Annotated in this window: 15 protein-coding genes; 3 read left to right on the forward strand and 12 right to left on the reverse strand. The window is 68.7% G+C overall.

The window, feature by feature from the left end; translation table 11 throughout:
• Positions 1-69 precede the first annotated feature (69 nt).
• Complete coding sequence (locus GY170_RS06575; RefSeq protein WP_163891303.1) at positions 70-279, reverse strand: DUF1127 domain-containing protein; 210 nt, start codon at positions 277-279, stop codon at positions 70-72.
• 90 nt (positions 280-369) lie between these two features.
• Between GY170_RS06575 and GY170_RS06580 the strand changes: the two genes are divergently transcribed.
• The 3 genes from GY170_RS06580 to rpsI all read left to right on the forward strand — a co-directional run bounded on the left by GY170_RS06580 (position 370) and on the right by rpsI (position 2877).
• Entirely contained in the window at positions 370-1779 is a 1410-nt protein-coding gene (locus tag GY170_RS06580) for an aminotransferase-like domain-containing protein (protein WP_163891305.1), read from the forward strand.
• A 148-nt stretch (positions 1780-1927) separates the two neighbouring features.
• Positions 1928-2389 carry a 50S ribosomal protein L13 gene (rplM, locus tag GY170_RS06585; protein ID WP_163891307.1) on the forward strand — a complete coding sequence of 154 codons (462 nt, stop codon included), beginning with the start codon at positions 1928-1930 and terminating at the stop codon, positions 2387-2389.
• Positions 2389-2877, forward strand: coding sequence for a 30S ribosomal protein S9 (rpsI, locus tag GY170_RS06590; protein ID WP_163891308.1), 489 nt, complete (start codon positions 2389-2391; stop codon positions 2875-2877). The genes rplM and rpsI overlap by 1 nt, the downstream gene beginning before the upstream one ends.
• 87 nt (positions 2878-2964) lie before the next feature.
• On the opposite strand, the gene GY170_RS06595 is transcribed toward rpsI, so the two are convergent.
• From GY170_RS06595 to GY170_RS06645, 11 genes are all read right to left on the reverse strand, one after another.
• The gene (locus GY170_RS06595; RefSeq protein WP_163891310.1) at positions 2965-4248 is read right to left on the reverse strand and encodes a hypothetical protein; all 1284 of its coding nucleotides are present in this window, start codon (positions 4246-4248) and stop codon (positions 2965-2967) included.
• Between the two features lie 164 nt (positions 4249-4412).
• Positions 4413-5504, reverse strand: coding sequence for an ABC transporter ATP-binding protein (locus GY170_RS06600; RefSeq protein ID WP_163891312.1), 1092 nt, complete (start codon positions 5502-5504; stop codon positions 4413-4415).
• Positions 5501-6301: an ABC transporter permease gene (locus tag GY170_RS06605; protein WP_163891314.1), complete on the reverse strand. Its 801-nt coding sequence runs from the start codon at positions 6299-6301 to the stop codon at positions 5501-5503. The genes GY170_RS06600 and GY170_RS06605 overlap by 4 nt, the downstream gene beginning before the upstream one ends.
• 3 nt (positions 6302-6304) lie before the next feature.
• Positions 6305-7171 (reverse strand): ABC transporter permease, encoded by an 867-nt coding sequence (locus tag GY170_RS06610; protein ID WP_163891316.1) that lies wholly within the window; start codon positions 7169-7171, stop codon positions 6305-6307.
• A gap of 275 nt (positions 7172-7446) precedes the next feature.
• Positions 7447-8064 (reverse strand): TetR/AcrR family transcriptional regulator, encoded by a 618-nt coding sequence (locus GY170_RS06615; RefSeq protein ID WP_163891318.1) that lies wholly within the window; start codon positions 8062-8064, stop codon positions 7447-7449.
• The gene (ppk2, locus tag GY170_RS06620) at positions 8065-8937 is read right to left on the reverse strand and encodes a polyphosphate kinase 2 (protein WP_163891320.1); all 873 of its coding nucleotides are present in this window, start codon (positions 8935-8937) and stop codon (positions 8065-8067) included.
• A 64-nt stretch (positions 8938-9001) separates the two neighbouring features.
• Positions 9002-9931: an alpha/beta fold hydrolase gene (locus tag GY170_RS06625; RefSeq protein ID WP_163891322.1), complete on the reverse strand. Its 930-nt coding sequence runs from the start codon at positions 9929-9931 to the stop codon at positions 9002-9004.
• A 23-nt stretch (positions 9932-9954) separates the two neighbouring features.
• On the reverse strand, positions 9955-10878 hold the full coding sequence (gene metA, locus GY170_RS06630) for a homoserine O-acetyltransferase MetA (protein WP_163891324.1): 924 nt from the start codon (positions 10876-10878) through the stop codon (positions 9955-9957).
• 27 nt (positions 10879-10905) lie between these two features.
• Entirely contained in the window at positions 10906-11793 is an 888-nt protein-coding gene (locus GY170_RS06635) for an ATPase (protein ID WP_163891326.1), read from the reverse strand.
• A gap of 10 nt (positions 11794-11803) precedes the next feature.
• A complete protein-coding gene (locus GY170_RS06640) occupies positions 11804-12736 on the reverse strand; it encodes a DMT family transporter (protein ID WP_203531227.1) in 933 nt (310 codons plus the stop codon).
• Positions 12737-12864: 128 nt separating this feature from the next.
• Positions 12865-13917, reverse strand: a complete 1053-nt coding sequence (locus GY170_RS06645; RefSeq protein ID WP_163891330.1) for an OmpP1/FadL family transporter — start codon at positions 13915-13917, stop codon at positions 12865-12867.
• Positions 13918-13996 lie beyond the last annotated feature (79 nt).

A 13996-nucleotide genomic window follows, 5' to 3' on the forward strand; every position in this document is an offset into this window, starting at 1 on the left:
CGGGACCGGGCGGGCATGAAAAAAGGGGGCCGGTTCAGGGCCGGCCCCCAGGTCAGGAAGCACCGGGGATCAGGGCCTCCAGAACGGGATCTCGCTTTCGGTCCGCGCGGCATCGTCCGTCAGGCCGATATCCTTGAGCAGCGCCGGGTCGAGCCGGGCGAGCTTGCGCCGGGAGCTGTAGCGGTGGCGCCAGAGCGACAGCAGGCGGACCAGCTGGACGCGCCCGCGCTGCCCGGCGACGGTGAGCGTCTGCGGCGGGGAGGGAGCGAGGCGAGTCATGGTCAAAATCCTTTGTATGGGTACAATGTTGAAGTCTGGTTGGTACATAGGTACAATGATCACAGCTCACCTGTCCATGGATAAGTTGTAATGGATACAATCTGGTTTCCTGATCTATCGGGTGCCGGCGCGCGGCCGAAGCATCAGGCGCTCGGCCTGTCTGTCCGCGAGGCCATAGCGACCGGCCGGCTGGCGCCGGGGGATCGGCTGCCGCCGGTGCGCGAGGTGGCGTGGAAGGTGGGCGTGACGCCCGGCACCGTGGCGCGCGCCTACAAGGATCTCGTCGATCAGGGCGTGCTGCGCTCCGGCGTCGGCAAGGGCACCTTCGTGGCCGAGGGGCTGGCGGCGGCGCCGGGGCCCGAGCGGGCGGACGACGTGCCCTACATGATGGCGCAGGTGCCGCAGGGGCGCTTCAACCTGCGCAGCGCGCAGGTGGCGCAGGTCGGGCAGGGGGCCGCTTTGGCGGAGCTGATGCAGCGGCTGCCGGCGCCGGGGCCCGAGGATTACCGCTTCTATCCGCAGGCCGGCTCCGACCTCGCGCTGCGGCAGGCGATGGCCCGGCGCTCCGAGGGGCCCGACCACGGGGAGATCGCGGCGGAGGATGTCGTCCTCACCCTCGGCGCGCAGCATGCGCTGGTGACGGCGATGATGGCTCTCCTGCACGGGCCGCGGCCCGTCGTCCTGACGGAGGAGCTGGCCTATCCCGGCATCCGCCACGCCGCGGCGCTGCTGCGGGCGGAGGTGCAAGGGGTGCGCTTCGACGAGGAGGGCCCGCTGCCCGAAGCGCTGGACAGGGCCGCCGCCGAGACGGGGGCGCAGATCTTCGTCACCTCTGCCAATACGCACAATCCGACGACCACCTGCACCAGCCTCTCGCGCCGGCGGGAGCTGGCGGAGGTGGCGCGGGCGCGGGGGCTGCAGATCGTTGAGGATGATTGCTTCGGCTATGCCGAGGTGGACCTGCCCGGCTACCGCCTGCTGGCGCCGGAGCGGACGTGGCTTGTCACCTCGCTCTCCAAGTCCATCTCCCCCGACCTGCGGCTCGGCGCGCTCGTCGGGCCGGAGGGACGGGCGGAGCCGGCGCGGGTGGCGACCCATCACCAGTTCTTCGGCCTGCCCCGGCCGCTGCGCGACCTGATGACGCTGGCGATGGAGAGCGGCGTGGCGGCACAGATCGAGGCAAAGGTGAAGGCCGCCAGCCAGGCCCGGGTGGAGATGGTGCGCGGGGCGCTCGGCCGGTTCGGTATCGTCACGCGCGATCATGTGCCCTTCGCCTGGCTGCCGATGCCGCGCGGCTGGCGCGCCTCCTCCTTCTCGCGGGCGGCGGAAGGGGAGGCGGTGCTGCTCAAGGCGGCCGACGAATTCGCCCTGATCGACGGGCGCGCGCCCAATGCCGTGCGGCTGGCGCTGACGGCGGTGGGGGAGGACGCGGACTTCGCCGAGGCGCTGCGCCGGCTCTCCGCGCTGCTCAGCAACCCGCCCAGCGCCATGGAAGCGTGAGGTATCTAGATACCTATATTTCAAGCCGTTGTTTTATAATGGTTTTTCAGAGCGTTATGCTCTTGACCGTGTTTGCGCGATCTCTATAAGCCAGCCATCGACTAGTTTCCGGGCGCGGCTGCCGCGCCCCCGATCCGAAGGCAGAGCAATGAAAACCTATTCCGCGACCCCGGCGGAGATCGAGAAGAAGTGGGTGGTGATCGATGCCGAAGGCGTCGTTCTCGGCCGCCTCGCCTCGATCATCGCCATGCGCCTGCGCGGCAAGCACAAGCCGAGCTTCACCCCGCACATGGACATGGGCGACAACGTCATTGTCGTGAATGCCGACAAGGTGCAGCTCACCGGCCGCAAGCGCGACAAGCCGAACTACTGGCACACGGGCTTCCCGGGGGGCATCAAGTCCCGCACCACCGGGCAGATCCTCGAAGGCGAGCACCCTGAGCGCGTCGTCATGCAGGCCGTCAAGCGCATGCTGCCGGGCGGCAAGCTGAGCCGCCAGCAGATGACGCACCTGCGCGTCTTCGCCGGCCCCGAGCACACCCTCCAGGCCCAGAAGCCCGAGACGCTCGATGTCAAAGCCATGAACAAGAAAAACACGAGGAGCGCGTAATGGCCGATCAAGTCAACTCGCTCGAAGAGCTGGGCGACGTCGCCTCCGGCACCGAGACGGTTACCGAGACGATGACGCCGCGCGAGCCCAAGCGCGACGAGTTCGGCCGCTCCTACGCGACCGGCAAGCGGAAGGACGCGGTTGCCCGCGTCTGGATCAAGCCGGGCTCCGGCAAGGTCACCGTCAACGGCAAGGAGATGGACAAGTACTTTGCCCGCCCCGTGCTGCAGATGATCCTGCGCCAGCCCTTCCAGGTCGCCGGCGTCACCGGTGAGTTCGATGTCTACGCCACCGTCACCGGCGGCGGCCTCTCCGGCCAGGCCGGTGCGGTGAAGCACGGCATCTCCAAGGCCCTGCAGCTTTACGACCCGGCCCTGCGCCCGTCGCTGAAGGCCGCCGGTTTCCTCACCCGCGACAGCCGCGTGGTGGAGCGCAAGAAGTACGGCAAGGCGAAGGCCCGCCGGAGCTTCCAGTTCTCCAAGCGCTGATCGCGCTCCGATACGGAAACGAAGAAAGGGCGGCCCTCGGGGCCGCCCTTTTGCTATCCGGGGTGTGGCTTCGCTCGCGCCTCCCGGTCAGACCACCCGCTGCAGGCCCTGCAGCGCCGCGAGCGCGGAGTTGAGCGCGAAGTACTCCGTGGCCGTCGTGTTCAGCGCGTTGGTGAAGGCCGTCAGCCGGGGAGAGACCGGGATGGCGTAGTCGCCGTCGCCGCCGATGCGGTCGATCAGGTTGCCGGCATCGGGCAGGCGGGCGTTGCTCGTCGCGCAGGAGGCGGCCGTGGTGCGGTAGAGCAGGGCGAAGGGGCCGAAGGTCTCCCCCGTCGCCGTGCCGATTGGCGGGGTGACCACGCGGGCGTCGGAGAGCATCGCCGCCTCGCTCTGCTGGATGCCGGAGGAGATGAGCCGCCGGCGGATGACGAAGCCGTCGTAGCCCGCCGCCACCCCGTAGCCCACCGCGAGGTACTTGTGCTCGCCGCCCGACACGGGCTCCGGCGCGCGCAGGATGGCGGCGATGCCGTCCATGTCCTCCACCCGCGGAGCGAAGGCGTTGCCGTAGAAGCGCACGCAGCCGGCGAGGACGAAGGGGCTCCCCCCGCTCTGCAGCACGCTGGTGGCGCCGGGGCGCAGCGGGGTGAGTGAGGGGTTGCCGAGCACGTCGCGCGCCGCGGCCATGGCGATCTCGTAGCCATGGGCGGCCGTGAGCGCGGCGCGGAAGTCGGCCATCGTCGCCGCCTCCGGCAGGGGCGTGCCGGGGGAGAGGAGGAAGTCGCGGCTCAGTCGCTCCTCCGCCCGGGCGAAATCCTCCACCCAGTCGGCATAGGTGCGGCTGGCGAACCAGTTTCTCACCAGCGTGCGCACGGCGGCGGGGCCGCGCAGCTGCTGGTCCCCCGCCTGCAGCATCAGCGCGGCGGAGGTGGTGGCGGCGAGGCTCGCCAGCGCCATCGTGTCTGCGGCCGGCGGATAGGCGGAGATCTCGCCCGTCACCTCGGTGAGCGTCGTGTCGAGGCCGGCGATCAGCTCCGGCGGACAGTCCGGCCGGCAGAGATCGATCTGGAAGGAGAGGCCGATGAGCCGGCGCTGGTAGGCGCGGATATCGGCGCCGTCGAGCTGGGCGCGCAGCGTCTGGGAGATGGTCTGGCCCGGCGCCAGCTCCAGATACTCCGTCAGCCGCGTGTCGAGATCGGCGATGGCGGCGGAGAGCTCCTCCTGCCGCCGGGTGCTGTCATCGCCATAGACGAGCCGGTCGAGCGTCTCGATGGAATCGAGCGTGAACTTCAGCGCCCCGAGGGCGGCGCCTTGGGCGGAGGCGCCGAGAGGAGCGAGCGCGAGGGCGGCGGTGAGGAGGAATCGGCGGAGCATCGGGAAGTCCCCCAGGGCGGCTGCGGATGGGGCAGGCAAAGCCGAAGGGGCAGGGCGGGTCAAGCCGCGCTGCGACGCTTGTGATCGACGGCGGGGTTGGGTGGTGGGATGCCGGCGCCCGTTCCGGGCGCAGAGGGCGGCACGATCCGGCTGCCCTGACTTCCTCACGCCGCCGGCAGCACCACCAGTGCCTGCTCGTCCCACGTCACCCGGCAGGGGGTGCCCACGTCGAGCACGGGGCGGCCGATGAGGTTCTTCATCGAGATGCGAACAGGCTCGGGCACACCGTCGAGGCGGACGTCGTAATAGGTCATGTCGCCGTAATAGACGACCTCGTCGACCATGCCCGGCGCCACGCGGCCCCTGTCCGGCTCACCGTCGAAGAGGAGGGAGAGCGTCTCGGGCCGGATGCCGATGCGGGCCGGGCCGGTGAAGGAGCCGGAGGTGAGCTGCTCGGCCGCCACCTCGGCGCGGCCAAGGCCGGGCATCTCCACCGTGGTGCCGGAGACGGAGCCGGGCAGGAAGTTCATCATGCCGATGAACTCCGCCACGCGGGCGGAGTTGGGGCGGCGGTAGAGCGATTCCGGATCGCCCAGCTGGCCTATCTCGCCTTCGAACATCACCGCGATGCGGTCGGACATGACCAGCGCCTCCTCCTGGTCATGCGTGACGAGGATGAAGGTGATGCCGACCTCGCGCTGGAGCTTCATCAGCTCCACCTGCATCTGCTCGCGCATCTTCTTGTCGAGCGCCGAGAGCGGCTCGTCCAGCAGCAGCACCTTGGGCTTGAGGATCAGCGCCCGGGCCAGCGCCACCCGCTGCCGCTGCCCGCCGGAGAGCGCGTGCGAGGGCCGGGCGCCGTAGCCGGCCAGCCCCACCATCTCAAGCGCCTCGCCGACGGCACGCGCCTTCTCCTCCTTGGACCGCTTGTCTCGGCGGAGGCCAAAGCCCACGTTCTCCGCCACGCTGAGATGCGGGAAGATGGCGTAGCTCTGGAAGACCATGTTGGTCGGCCGGTGGTTGGGCGCGACGCCGGCCACGTTGCGCCCGTCGAGATACATCACCCCGTCCGAGATCGGCTCGAAGCCGGCGATGGTGCGCAGCAGCGTGGTCTTGCCGCAGCCCGACGGCCCAAGCAGCGAGAAGAACTCGCCGGAGCGGATCTTCAGGTCGATCCCGCGCAGCGCGTGGTAATCGCCGTACCACTTGTGCACGGCGCGCAGCTCGATCAGCGCGGAGCGGTCGTCGGCGGTCAAATGAAGCCTCCCGGGTCTTCGACACCGGCGCGGCGCAGGCCCCGGCGACGGAAATATTCGGCCATCGACAGAAGGACGATGGAGAGCGTGACGAGGATGGTGCCGAGCGCCATCACCACCGGCAGCTTGGCCGGAAAGCGCAGCAGGCCCCAGATATAGACCGGCATCGTCGGGTTCGCGCCGGTGAGGAAGAAGGCGATGATGAACTCGTCGAGGCTGATGGTGAAGGCGATGAGCATCGACGAGATGATGCCCGGCATCACCAGCGGCAGGATCACCAGGCGGAAGGCGCTCCACCGGTTCTCGCCCAGATCCATCGCCGCCTCTTCCATCGCCGGATCGAGGCTCTGGAAGGCGCCGTTGAGAATGGCGACGGAGAAGGGCGTGCTCATCAGCGTATGCGCGGCGATCACCGTCCAGTTGCTGAGGTCCATGTCGAGCACCTGGCGCAGCATGACGAGCAGCGACACGGCAACGATGATCTCCGGCAGCACCAGCGGCAGCATGATGAAGCCGATGATGCCGCCCTTGCCGGGGAAGTTTGCCATGGCGCCGGCGCGGGCGGTCAGCATGCCGAGCAGGGTGGAGAAGATCGCCGTCAGCACCGCGATGAAGATCGAGTTGCCGACGGCATCATGCAGCGCGGTCGTCGTCCACAGCTCTTCGAACCATTGCGTGGTGAAGCCCTGCAAAGGGAAGGCGATGATCGTGCCGTCGTTGAAGGCGAAGATCGGCAGAAGCACGATCGGCGCGTAGAGGAAGATCAGGTAGAGGATGGCATAGGTGCGCAGCGCCATGGATCAGACCCTCAGCCAGCGACGATTGAGGAAGATCAGCAGCAGCGAGATCAGCGTGACGCAAAGCATCGCGATGATCGCCAGTGCCGCCCCGAGCGGCGCGTTGTTGAGCTGCAGAAACTGCGTCTGGATCATGTTGGCGATGAGCTTGCCGCCCGATCCGCCCATGAGTTCCGGCGTCACGTAATCGCCGATGGTGGGGATGAAGACAATCAGGATCGCCGCCATCAGCCCCGGCATGGAGAGCGGCAGCGTCACCCTCAGGAAGGTCGTCACCCGGTTCTCGCCGAGGTCCTGCGCGGCTTCGAGCAGCGAGCGGTCGATCTTCTCCAGCGCCACGAAGATGGGCAGGATCGCGAAGGGCGCGAAGGCATGGGCCAGCGTGATGATGACGGAATTGACCGAGTAGAGGATGAAGGTCAGCGGCTCGTCGATCAGGCCGATCTGCAGGAGGCCGGAGTTGATGACGCCGTTGTAGCCAAGGATCACCTTCCACAGGAAGACGCGCACGAGGTAGCTCGTCCAGAACGGGATGGTGATGAGGAAGAGCCAGAGCGACTTGCGGTTGTTCGGCACCCGGAAGGAGATGAAATAGGCAATCGGGTAGGCGAGGATCACGGTGATCACCGTGACGATGGCCGAGACCTTCAGCGACCGCCCGAGGAGGACCTGGTAGACCTCGCCGTCGAGGAAGGCGCGGTAATTCTCCAGCGTGAAGGTCGGCACGACATCGTAGCCGTCCTTCTGCCAGAAGGAGAACAGGATGATCGCCCCCAGCGGCAGCGCGAGGAGGAGCAGCGCATAGATGAACGGGGGCGTGACGAGGGCGACGGTGCGCCCGCGCTCGGTGGAGAAGAGTCCGCCGGCCATGTCTCTGGAGGGCCCCCTTGATTTGCCGCGACCCCAACGGTTTGCGATGCCGCCGGAAAGATCAATGGGGAATGTTGCGCAAGCTGCCGGGGAAAGGGGCAGGTGCCGCGAAACCGGGCAGAGCGGCGCGAGGCGGGGTGCCGGGGAGACGGAAATCGCGCGATTTCCGTTCCGAATTCCGCGCGGAATTCGGGGGCCCCGGGGCCGACGCTCCGCCCCCCGGGCGCGGAAACCATATGGTTTCCGCCGTCGATTTCCATATGGAAATCGACGCCTTACTTGTCCGGCGGGATCAGCCCCAGGCCGCGCAGGTAGACGCCGATGCCGCTCTCCAGCAGGTCCTCCGGCGGGAAGGGGGACTTGGTGCCGGGCGAGCCCCGCGCGAAGAGTTCCACCACGCCGTGGGACATCGCCCAGATATGGGCGGAGAACATCTGCGGCGGCGGGCGGCGCCCCTCCGGGATGTGCTCGGAGAGCTTGACCGCCGCCTTCTGCAACACGCCCAGCGCCTTGTCGGCGGCGGCGGCGAGGTCCGGGTTGCGCTGGATCGAGACGCCGCTCTCGAACATCGCCACGTAATGGCCGGGGTAGCGGCGGGCGAAGGCGAGGTAGGCGCGGCCCACCTTCTCGAAGGCGGCGAGGGCAGAGGGTTTGCCGCCGTCATAGGCGTAATCCATCAGGTCGCCGAAGATCTCGTAGCCCTGCCGGGCTGCCTCGGCGATCAGGTCCTCCCGTCCCTCGAAATGGCGGTAGACGGCCGCCGGCGTCACGCCGGCCTCGCGCGCCGCCTCGGAGAGGGTGAAGCCCGTCGGCCCCTTCTCCTCGATCAGCTTCAGCACCGCTTCGACCAGCGCCTCGCGCAGGTTGCCGTGATGGTAGCCGCGTTTCGCCATTCAGGCGCGCGTCCATAATTCCGGGCCGCCGGCGATGCATTCGTCCACGGCGCCGATCTCATCTTCGTCCTTGCCGTCATAATCGATCCCGTGCAGCACGGTGCGGATCAGGTTGATCCGGGCGCGGCGTTTGTCGTCCGCGCGCACGATCGTCCAGGGGGCATAGGTGGTGTGGGTGACGAAGAGTGTCTCCTCGATCGCCTCGGAGTAGCCATCCCAGCGCTTGAGGCCCTCCACGTCGATCCAGGAGAGCTTCCATTGCTTCAGCGCCTCCGTCTCCCTGTCGAGGAAACGGTCGAGCTGGGTGGCGCGGCCGACGTTCAGCCAGAACTTGTAGAGCGTGATGCCCTCGTCGACGAGCAGCTTCTCGAAGGGGCCGACCTGCTCGAACCAGCGGGCGCGCTCGTCCTCGGTGCAGAAGTCGAAGACCTTCTCCACCACGCCGCGATTGTACCAAGAGCGGTCGAAGAGCACGATCTCCCCCGCCGCCGGCAGATGCGCGACGTAGCGCTGGAAGTACCATTGCGTCGCCTCCTGCTCCGTCGGCTTGGGCAGGGCGACGACGCGGGCGCCGCGGGGGTTGAGGTTCTCGGTGAAGGCCTTGATGGAGCCGCCCTTGCCGGCGGCGTCCCGCCCTTCGAAGACGATGGCCACCCGGTCGCCCCGTGCCTTGACGGAGGCCTGCAGGCGGACGAGCTGGCGCTGCAGCCGCTTCATCTTCTTCTTGTACTTCTTCTTGGAGAGACGTTCGTCGTAGGGCCAGTCGGGATTGGTGACGTCGTCCTTGTCCGCGTCTTTCAGCGTGTCGCGCACCTGCTGAGGCGCATCCGTCTTCAGGTAGTCGCTGATGGCGCCGTCGAAGGGGAGGGGCATGGTCCGTCGTTCCAATCGTTTGCGCCCCTTCGGGGGTAGGGGGGAATATGGGCCGCGCGCCCCTTCAGATCAATCCGGCCCGCGCCGCGGCCCGGTCGATGGCGGCGACCGTGGCCTCCGGGTCGGCATGGTGGGGCATGTGGCCGACGCCCTCAAGCACGGTGAGATTTGCATCGGGGAGGAGGCGCAGCATCCCCCGGGCGTGGATGTCGAGATCGACCGTCCGATCGGCGGTGCCGTGGATGATCTCCACCGGCATCCGCATCTGCCCGTAGCGCGCCGACTGCTCCGCGAGATCCTCCCGCAGCGCCAGCACCTGCCGGCCATTGGCGGCGAGGGAGGCGCGGCGGAGGGTGAGGGCGGCGCCGACGTGATCGACATAGCCCGGCGGGGCGGGCTGGGGCGCGAAGATGCCCTCCAGCGAGGCGGCGATCTGCCGCTTGCCGGCGAAGGCGCTGATCAGGGGCGCGGTCGTCCAGCGCGCCCACCAGCTGCCGGTGGCGTGGTAGAAGGCGGCGTAGGGGCCCTCCCACGGCATCGTCGCCCCGGCGAGGGTGACGATGGCCGCCGCCCGCTCCGGCGCCACCTGGCCCCAGGCCATGGCGACGGCGCCGCCGTAGGAATGGCCGACGATCACCGCCGGGCCCAGACCCATCGCCTCGGCCGCCGCCTCCAGCTGGCGGGCCTGCTCGGTGGGGCTGGGGGTGCCGGGCAGCGCCTCGGAATGGCCGAGGCCCGGCCGGTCGAAGGCGACGACGTGGTAGCGGCCCTCCAGCCGGCCCGCGAGATCGAAGGTGAAATCGCGCAGGTTCCCGCCCGCGCCGTGGACAAGGATGACCGTCGGCCCGCTCCCCGCCTCCACCGCGTGGACCTGCCGGCCGGCGACCTCGATCAGCCGCCCCTCGGGCGGAAAGGCCGCCTCCGCCCGCGCCCGCTGCTGGCGGACGGCCAGCGTGAGGGCGAGAGCCACGATCAGAACAACGAGCAACCCCATGGACAGCCTCCGAAAACCTCGGCTCACCGGCCGATCTCGGCCATGTCGTAGGGGGTGGTCTGATATATTTCGTTGATCCAGTTGCCGTAGAGCAGGTGCGCGTGGCTGCGCCAGCGGTTGATCGGCGTCTTCGACGGATCGTCGTTCGGATAGTAGTTCCGCGGCACCTCGATGGGCACGCCCGCCTCGACGTCGCGGTCGTACTCCTCCTTCAGCGTGTGGCTGTCGTATTCGAGGTGGTTGATGATGTAGAGCGCCCGGTGCCCCGGATCGTGGACGAGGCAGGGCCCCGTCTCCTCGGCCATCATCAGCGTCTGCAGCCCCTCGGCCTTGTCGATGTCCTCCTGCCGCATCTCCGTCCACCGGCTGACGGGCATGGTGCAATCGTCGGAGAAGCCGCGCAGGAAGGGCGAGGCGGGGGCGAGGTTGCGATGGCGGAAGCAACCGAAGGCCTTCTGCGGCAGGATGTGCTTGGGCACCCGGTGGAAGTGCCAGGCCATTGCCATGCCGCCCCAGCAGATGCCGAAGGTGGAGTGCACGTGCGTCTGCGTCCAGTCCATCACCCGGGTCAGCTCGTCCCAATAGGTGACCTCGTCGAAAGGCAGGTGCTCGATAGGCGCGCCGGTGATGAGGAAGCCGTCGAACTTCTCTCCCGAGGCCTCGACCTCCGCGAATGGCCGGTAGAAGGCCTCCATGTGCTCGGCGGCGGTGTTCTTGGTCTGGTGCTCGCTCATGCGGATGAGGCTGAGCTCGATCTGCAGGGGCGTGGCGCCGATCAGCCGGGCGAGTTGCGTCTCCGTCTGGATCTTCTTCGGCATGAGGTTGAGCAGGCCGAAGCGCAGAGGGCGAATATCCTGCCGGGCGGCGCGCAAGTCACCCATGACCATGACGCCTTCCGTCTCGAGGACGTTGTAGGCGGGCAGGGTCTCGGGCAGCTTGATCGGCATCTGGCCTCTCCTTTCGAGGAAGGGCGCTTATCTAGCCCCGGCATCTCCGGCGCTCAAGGCCCGCCGCTCGAGGGCGGCGGCGATGACCTGGGTGAAGCCCGCCTCGTCCTCCACGCCGCCCGCCTCCGCGGCGGAGATGGTGACGCCCCATTTCGCCATCGCGGCGTAGCGGGGCTGGCGATGGGCGAGGGCGCGGGCATAGGCGAAGCGAATGAAGCTGTCGGGGTCCACCTCCGCCTCGGCGCTGCCCGTCTCCTCCAGGTAGGCGGTCCAGGCCTCGGTCAGGAACTCCGGCTGGTAGGCCATGGGCTTGGGCGCGGCATCGAAGCGGCGGATGAGCTCCTGCTCGTGCGCGCGGGAGCCCTCGATCCAGACGAGCAGGCATTCCTGCGCCAGCTCGGTCAGCAGCGGGTCCTCCGGGTCCTCCGGGTCGACCCATTCGCAGATCGAGCCGCCGGAATCGCAGACGAAGTTGGGATAGCCGTAAAGCTCCTCCGACCGCCGGGCGAAGTGGCCGGTATCGCGCAGCGCCGCGATCTCGGCGGCGCGGAAGCGGGCCTGCCGGGCGCGGTACTCCGCGATGGGCAGGCCGCCCTTGGCCGGGTCCCCCGGCTTGCCGAGCCAGGAGGAGACGGCAGCGAGGTTGGAGAAGGTGAGGTTCGCCGTGACGTGGATCGAATCCGTCATCAGAAGGTCGCGCAGGAAGGGCACCTTCATCGCCTCGCGCTTGGCGTTGTCGGCGATGGCCTCGTCGAGGTAGCGCGAGCCGATGCGGTAATCGATGGAGTAGTGAAACCACCGCCCCGTCGCCCTGAGGCGCTGGCTGATATGAGTCTTGCCAAGGCCGGACATGCCGAGAAGCAGCACCCGCTTCCTCGGCGCGGCGAGCCAGTTTTCCGCGGTCTCATAGAGCATGGATGGTTGGTTAACGGCTGGGCCGCGCCCGCGCCAGACGGATTCTGCCGTTGAGCGTCAGCAGCCCCAGCACGATCAGCGCGAAGCCGCCCCAGGCCTGCGGCGACAGGCTCTCCCCCAAGACAACGGCGCCGAGCGCCACGCCGACGGGCGCGACGAGCAGGGTGGCGAGCATTGTGTAGCCGGTGCCGGCGGTGGCCATGAGCCGGTAGTAGAAGATGAACGCCAGCGCTGTCGCCAGAAGCGCGAGGTAGAGGAGGGCGATGGCGCTCGGCAGCGTCACGCCGCCCGGCGGCCCCTCCATCGACCAGGCCAGCGGCAGGGCGAGAAGGGCGGCGCCGGTGAGCATCCCCGCCGCCGAGGTGAGCGGCGGCAGGCCGGAGAGCATCTTGCGCGCCCAGATGCCGGCGACGGCATAGCTGAGCGTGGCGCCGATGACGGAGAGCTGCCCGAGGGCCCGCAGGTCGAGCCCGCCGAGGGCGGAGGGGCCGATGACCAGCACGACGCCGCTGAAGCCCAAGGCCAGCCCGACGGCCTTGGCCCGCGTCATCCGCTCGTCGGCGAAGACGAGCGCGGCGAGTCCCATCCCCCAGAGCGCGGTGGAGGAGTTGAGGATCGCGGCGAGGCTGGAGGGCACATGCGCCTGCCCCCAGGCGATCAGCGTGAAGGGCAGCACGTTGTTGAGCGCCCCCATGACGAGCAGCGCCCCCCATGTCCGCCAGCCCTTCGGCATCGGCTGGCGCGTCAGCAGCGCCGCGGCCCAGAGGACGGGCACGGCCAGCGTGACGCGCGTGGCGGTGATCCACGCCGGCGGCGTGGTGAGGAGCGCGAAGCGGTTGGCGAGGAAGGTGCCGCCCCAGATGAAGGCCAGCGCCAGCAGCAGCGTCCACGCGAGCGGCGACAGGGTCTTCTGGGCGGGGCGGCTGGCGGGAGCGGTCGTCATGGCCCGCATCTGGCTCAGGCGGGCGGGCGGGGGCAATCCGTTTCTTGCGGTTGCCGCGGCGCCTTTTGAGGGAGGCGCCGTTCCCCGAAAGGATCGGCCCGCCGGATCGCTCCGGCGGGCCGCCCTCGTCAGAAGCGGTAGGCGACCGAGAGGCCGTAGCCGAGGGAGTGGTTGTTGTCGAACTCGGCGCCCGTCAGCTCCGCCGTGGCGTCGCCGAGGAAGGTGTAGTTGATGCCGCCGGAGATCTCCGCCGCGCCCATCGTGTAGGTGGCGCCGAGGGAGATGCCCGTCCGCCCGTCCGTCGGGGCGAGGTTGGAGGCGAGCTCATCGTCGGCCGACTCGTAGCTGATCGTCGCCGAGGCCGCGAGGACATCGCTGAAGCGGCGGCCGATGCCGAGGCGGTAGGTGAAGACATCGTGGCTGTAGTCGATCAGGTCGCTGCCCGTCTGGCCGATGTTGATGTCCGTCGCCGTCCATTCGGCCCAGCGCACGCCGGCCAGCAGCAGCGTGTCGGGCGCGATGCCCGTCTGGAAATCGATGTTCACCGATTGCGGCCATTCGTACTGCGTCTGGCCAAGGAGAACGGTGCCGTCGAGCGCGGAGGTGTCGTGATCCATCTCGATGGCGGAGCTGTAGGTCAGCGCCGCGCGGAGCGCGAGCTCGGGCATCTCGTAGGCGCCGCCGACGACGTAGCCGGTGCCGGTGTCGCTGGCGAATTCCGTTGTCACGCCGCCGGAGGTGAGCGTGCCGTCCGCCTGCACGAGGCGCGCGCCGCCATGGACGGAGAAGCTCTCGTTGATCCGGTAGCGGGCGAGGGCGGTGAGGCCGAGGCTGTCGATGGTGCCGACGGCATCGACCGGGTAGCCCGGGTCGGCGTTCGAGTAGTCGATATTGGCGCCGAAGGGCGTATCGACCGTCACGCCGAAGGAGAGGGCCTCGGTGAAGTCCGTCTTCACCGACAGGGCGAACTGGCTGTAGTCGCCGCCCATGTCTCCCGAGCTGAGGGCGCCGCCCCCGACGGTGCCGCTGACGTCGGGCGTGACGTAGCCGTAGCTGAGTTCGGCATAGCCGCCGGGCTCGAAGATGAAGTCGACGGACTGGCCGGAGCGGTCGAGACCGCCGGCCTGCGCGGCTCCGGCACAGAGGGCTGCCGATGCGGCGGCGAAGATGAAGTCCTTCATGTCTCTCCTCCCAAAGAAAGATCGCAAGTCACACAAGTCATTGAGGTAAGCGTGGCGCTTTGTCGCGGGTCAAGATGCG

This window comes from Pseudoroseicyclus tamaricis (assembly GCF_012070395.1).
In the GTDB taxonomy this organism is placed as follows: Bacteria; Pseudomonadota; Alphaproteobacteria; order Rhodobacterales; family Rhodobacteraceae; genus Pseudoroseicyclus_A; species Pseudoroseicyclus_A tamaricis.

Coding starts and splice junctions, on each gene's coding strand:
- GY170_RS06605 (WP_163891314.1), bottom strand. CDS start 6,301: ATGGCGCTGCGCACCTATGCCATCCTCTACCTGATCTTCCTCTACGCG.
- GY170_RS06580 (WP_163891305.1), top strand. CDS start 370: ATGGATACAATCTGGTTTCCTGATCTATCGGGTGCCGGCGCGCGGCCG.
- rpsI (WP_163891308.1), top strand. CDS start 2,389: ATGGCCGATCAAGTCAACTCGCTCGAAGAGCTGGGCGACGTCGCCTCC.
- GY170_RS06645 (WP_163891330.1), bottom strand. CDS start 13,917: ATGAAGGACTTCATCTTCGCCGCCGCATCGGCAGCCCTCTGTGCCGGA.
- GY170_RS06635 (WP_163891326.1), bottom strand. CDS start 11,793: ATGCTCTATGAGACCGCGGAAAACTGGCTCGCCGCGCCGAGGAAGCGG.
- GY170_RS06615 (WP_163891318.1), bottom strand. CDS start 8,064: ATGGCGAAACGCGGCTACCATCACGGCAACCTGCGCGAGGCGCTGGTC.
- metA (WP_163891324.1), bottom strand. CDS start 10,878: ATGCCGATCAAGCTGCCCGAGACCCTGCCCGCCTACAACGTCCTCGAG.
- ppk2 (WP_163891320.1), bottom strand. CDS start 8,937: ATGCCCCTCCCCTTCGACGGCGCCATCAGCGACTACCTGAAGACGGAT.
- GY170_RS06625 (WP_163891322.1), bottom strand. CDS start 9,931: ATGGGGTTGCTCGTTGTTCTGATCGTGGCTCTCGCCCTCACGCTGGCC.
- GY170_RS06610 (WP_163891316.1), bottom strand. CDS start 7,171: ATGGCCGGCGGACTCTTCTCCACCGAGCGCGGGCGCACCGTCGCCCTC.
- GY170_RS06575 (WP_163891303.1), bottom strand. CDS start 279: ATGACTCGCCTCGCTCCCTCCCCGCCGCAGACGCTCACCGTCGCCGGG.
- rplM (WP_163891307.1), top strand. CDS start 1,928: ATGAAAACCTATTCCGCGACCCCGGCGGAGATCGAGAAGAAGTGGGTG.
- GY170_RS06595 (WP_163891310.1), bottom strand. CDS start 4,248: ATGCTCCGCCGATTCCTCCTCACCGCCGCCCTCGCGCTCGCTCCTCTC.
- GY170_RS06640 (WP_203531227.1), bottom strand. CDS start 12,736: ATGACGACCGCTCCCGCCAGCCGCCCCGCCCAGAAGACCCTGTCGCCG.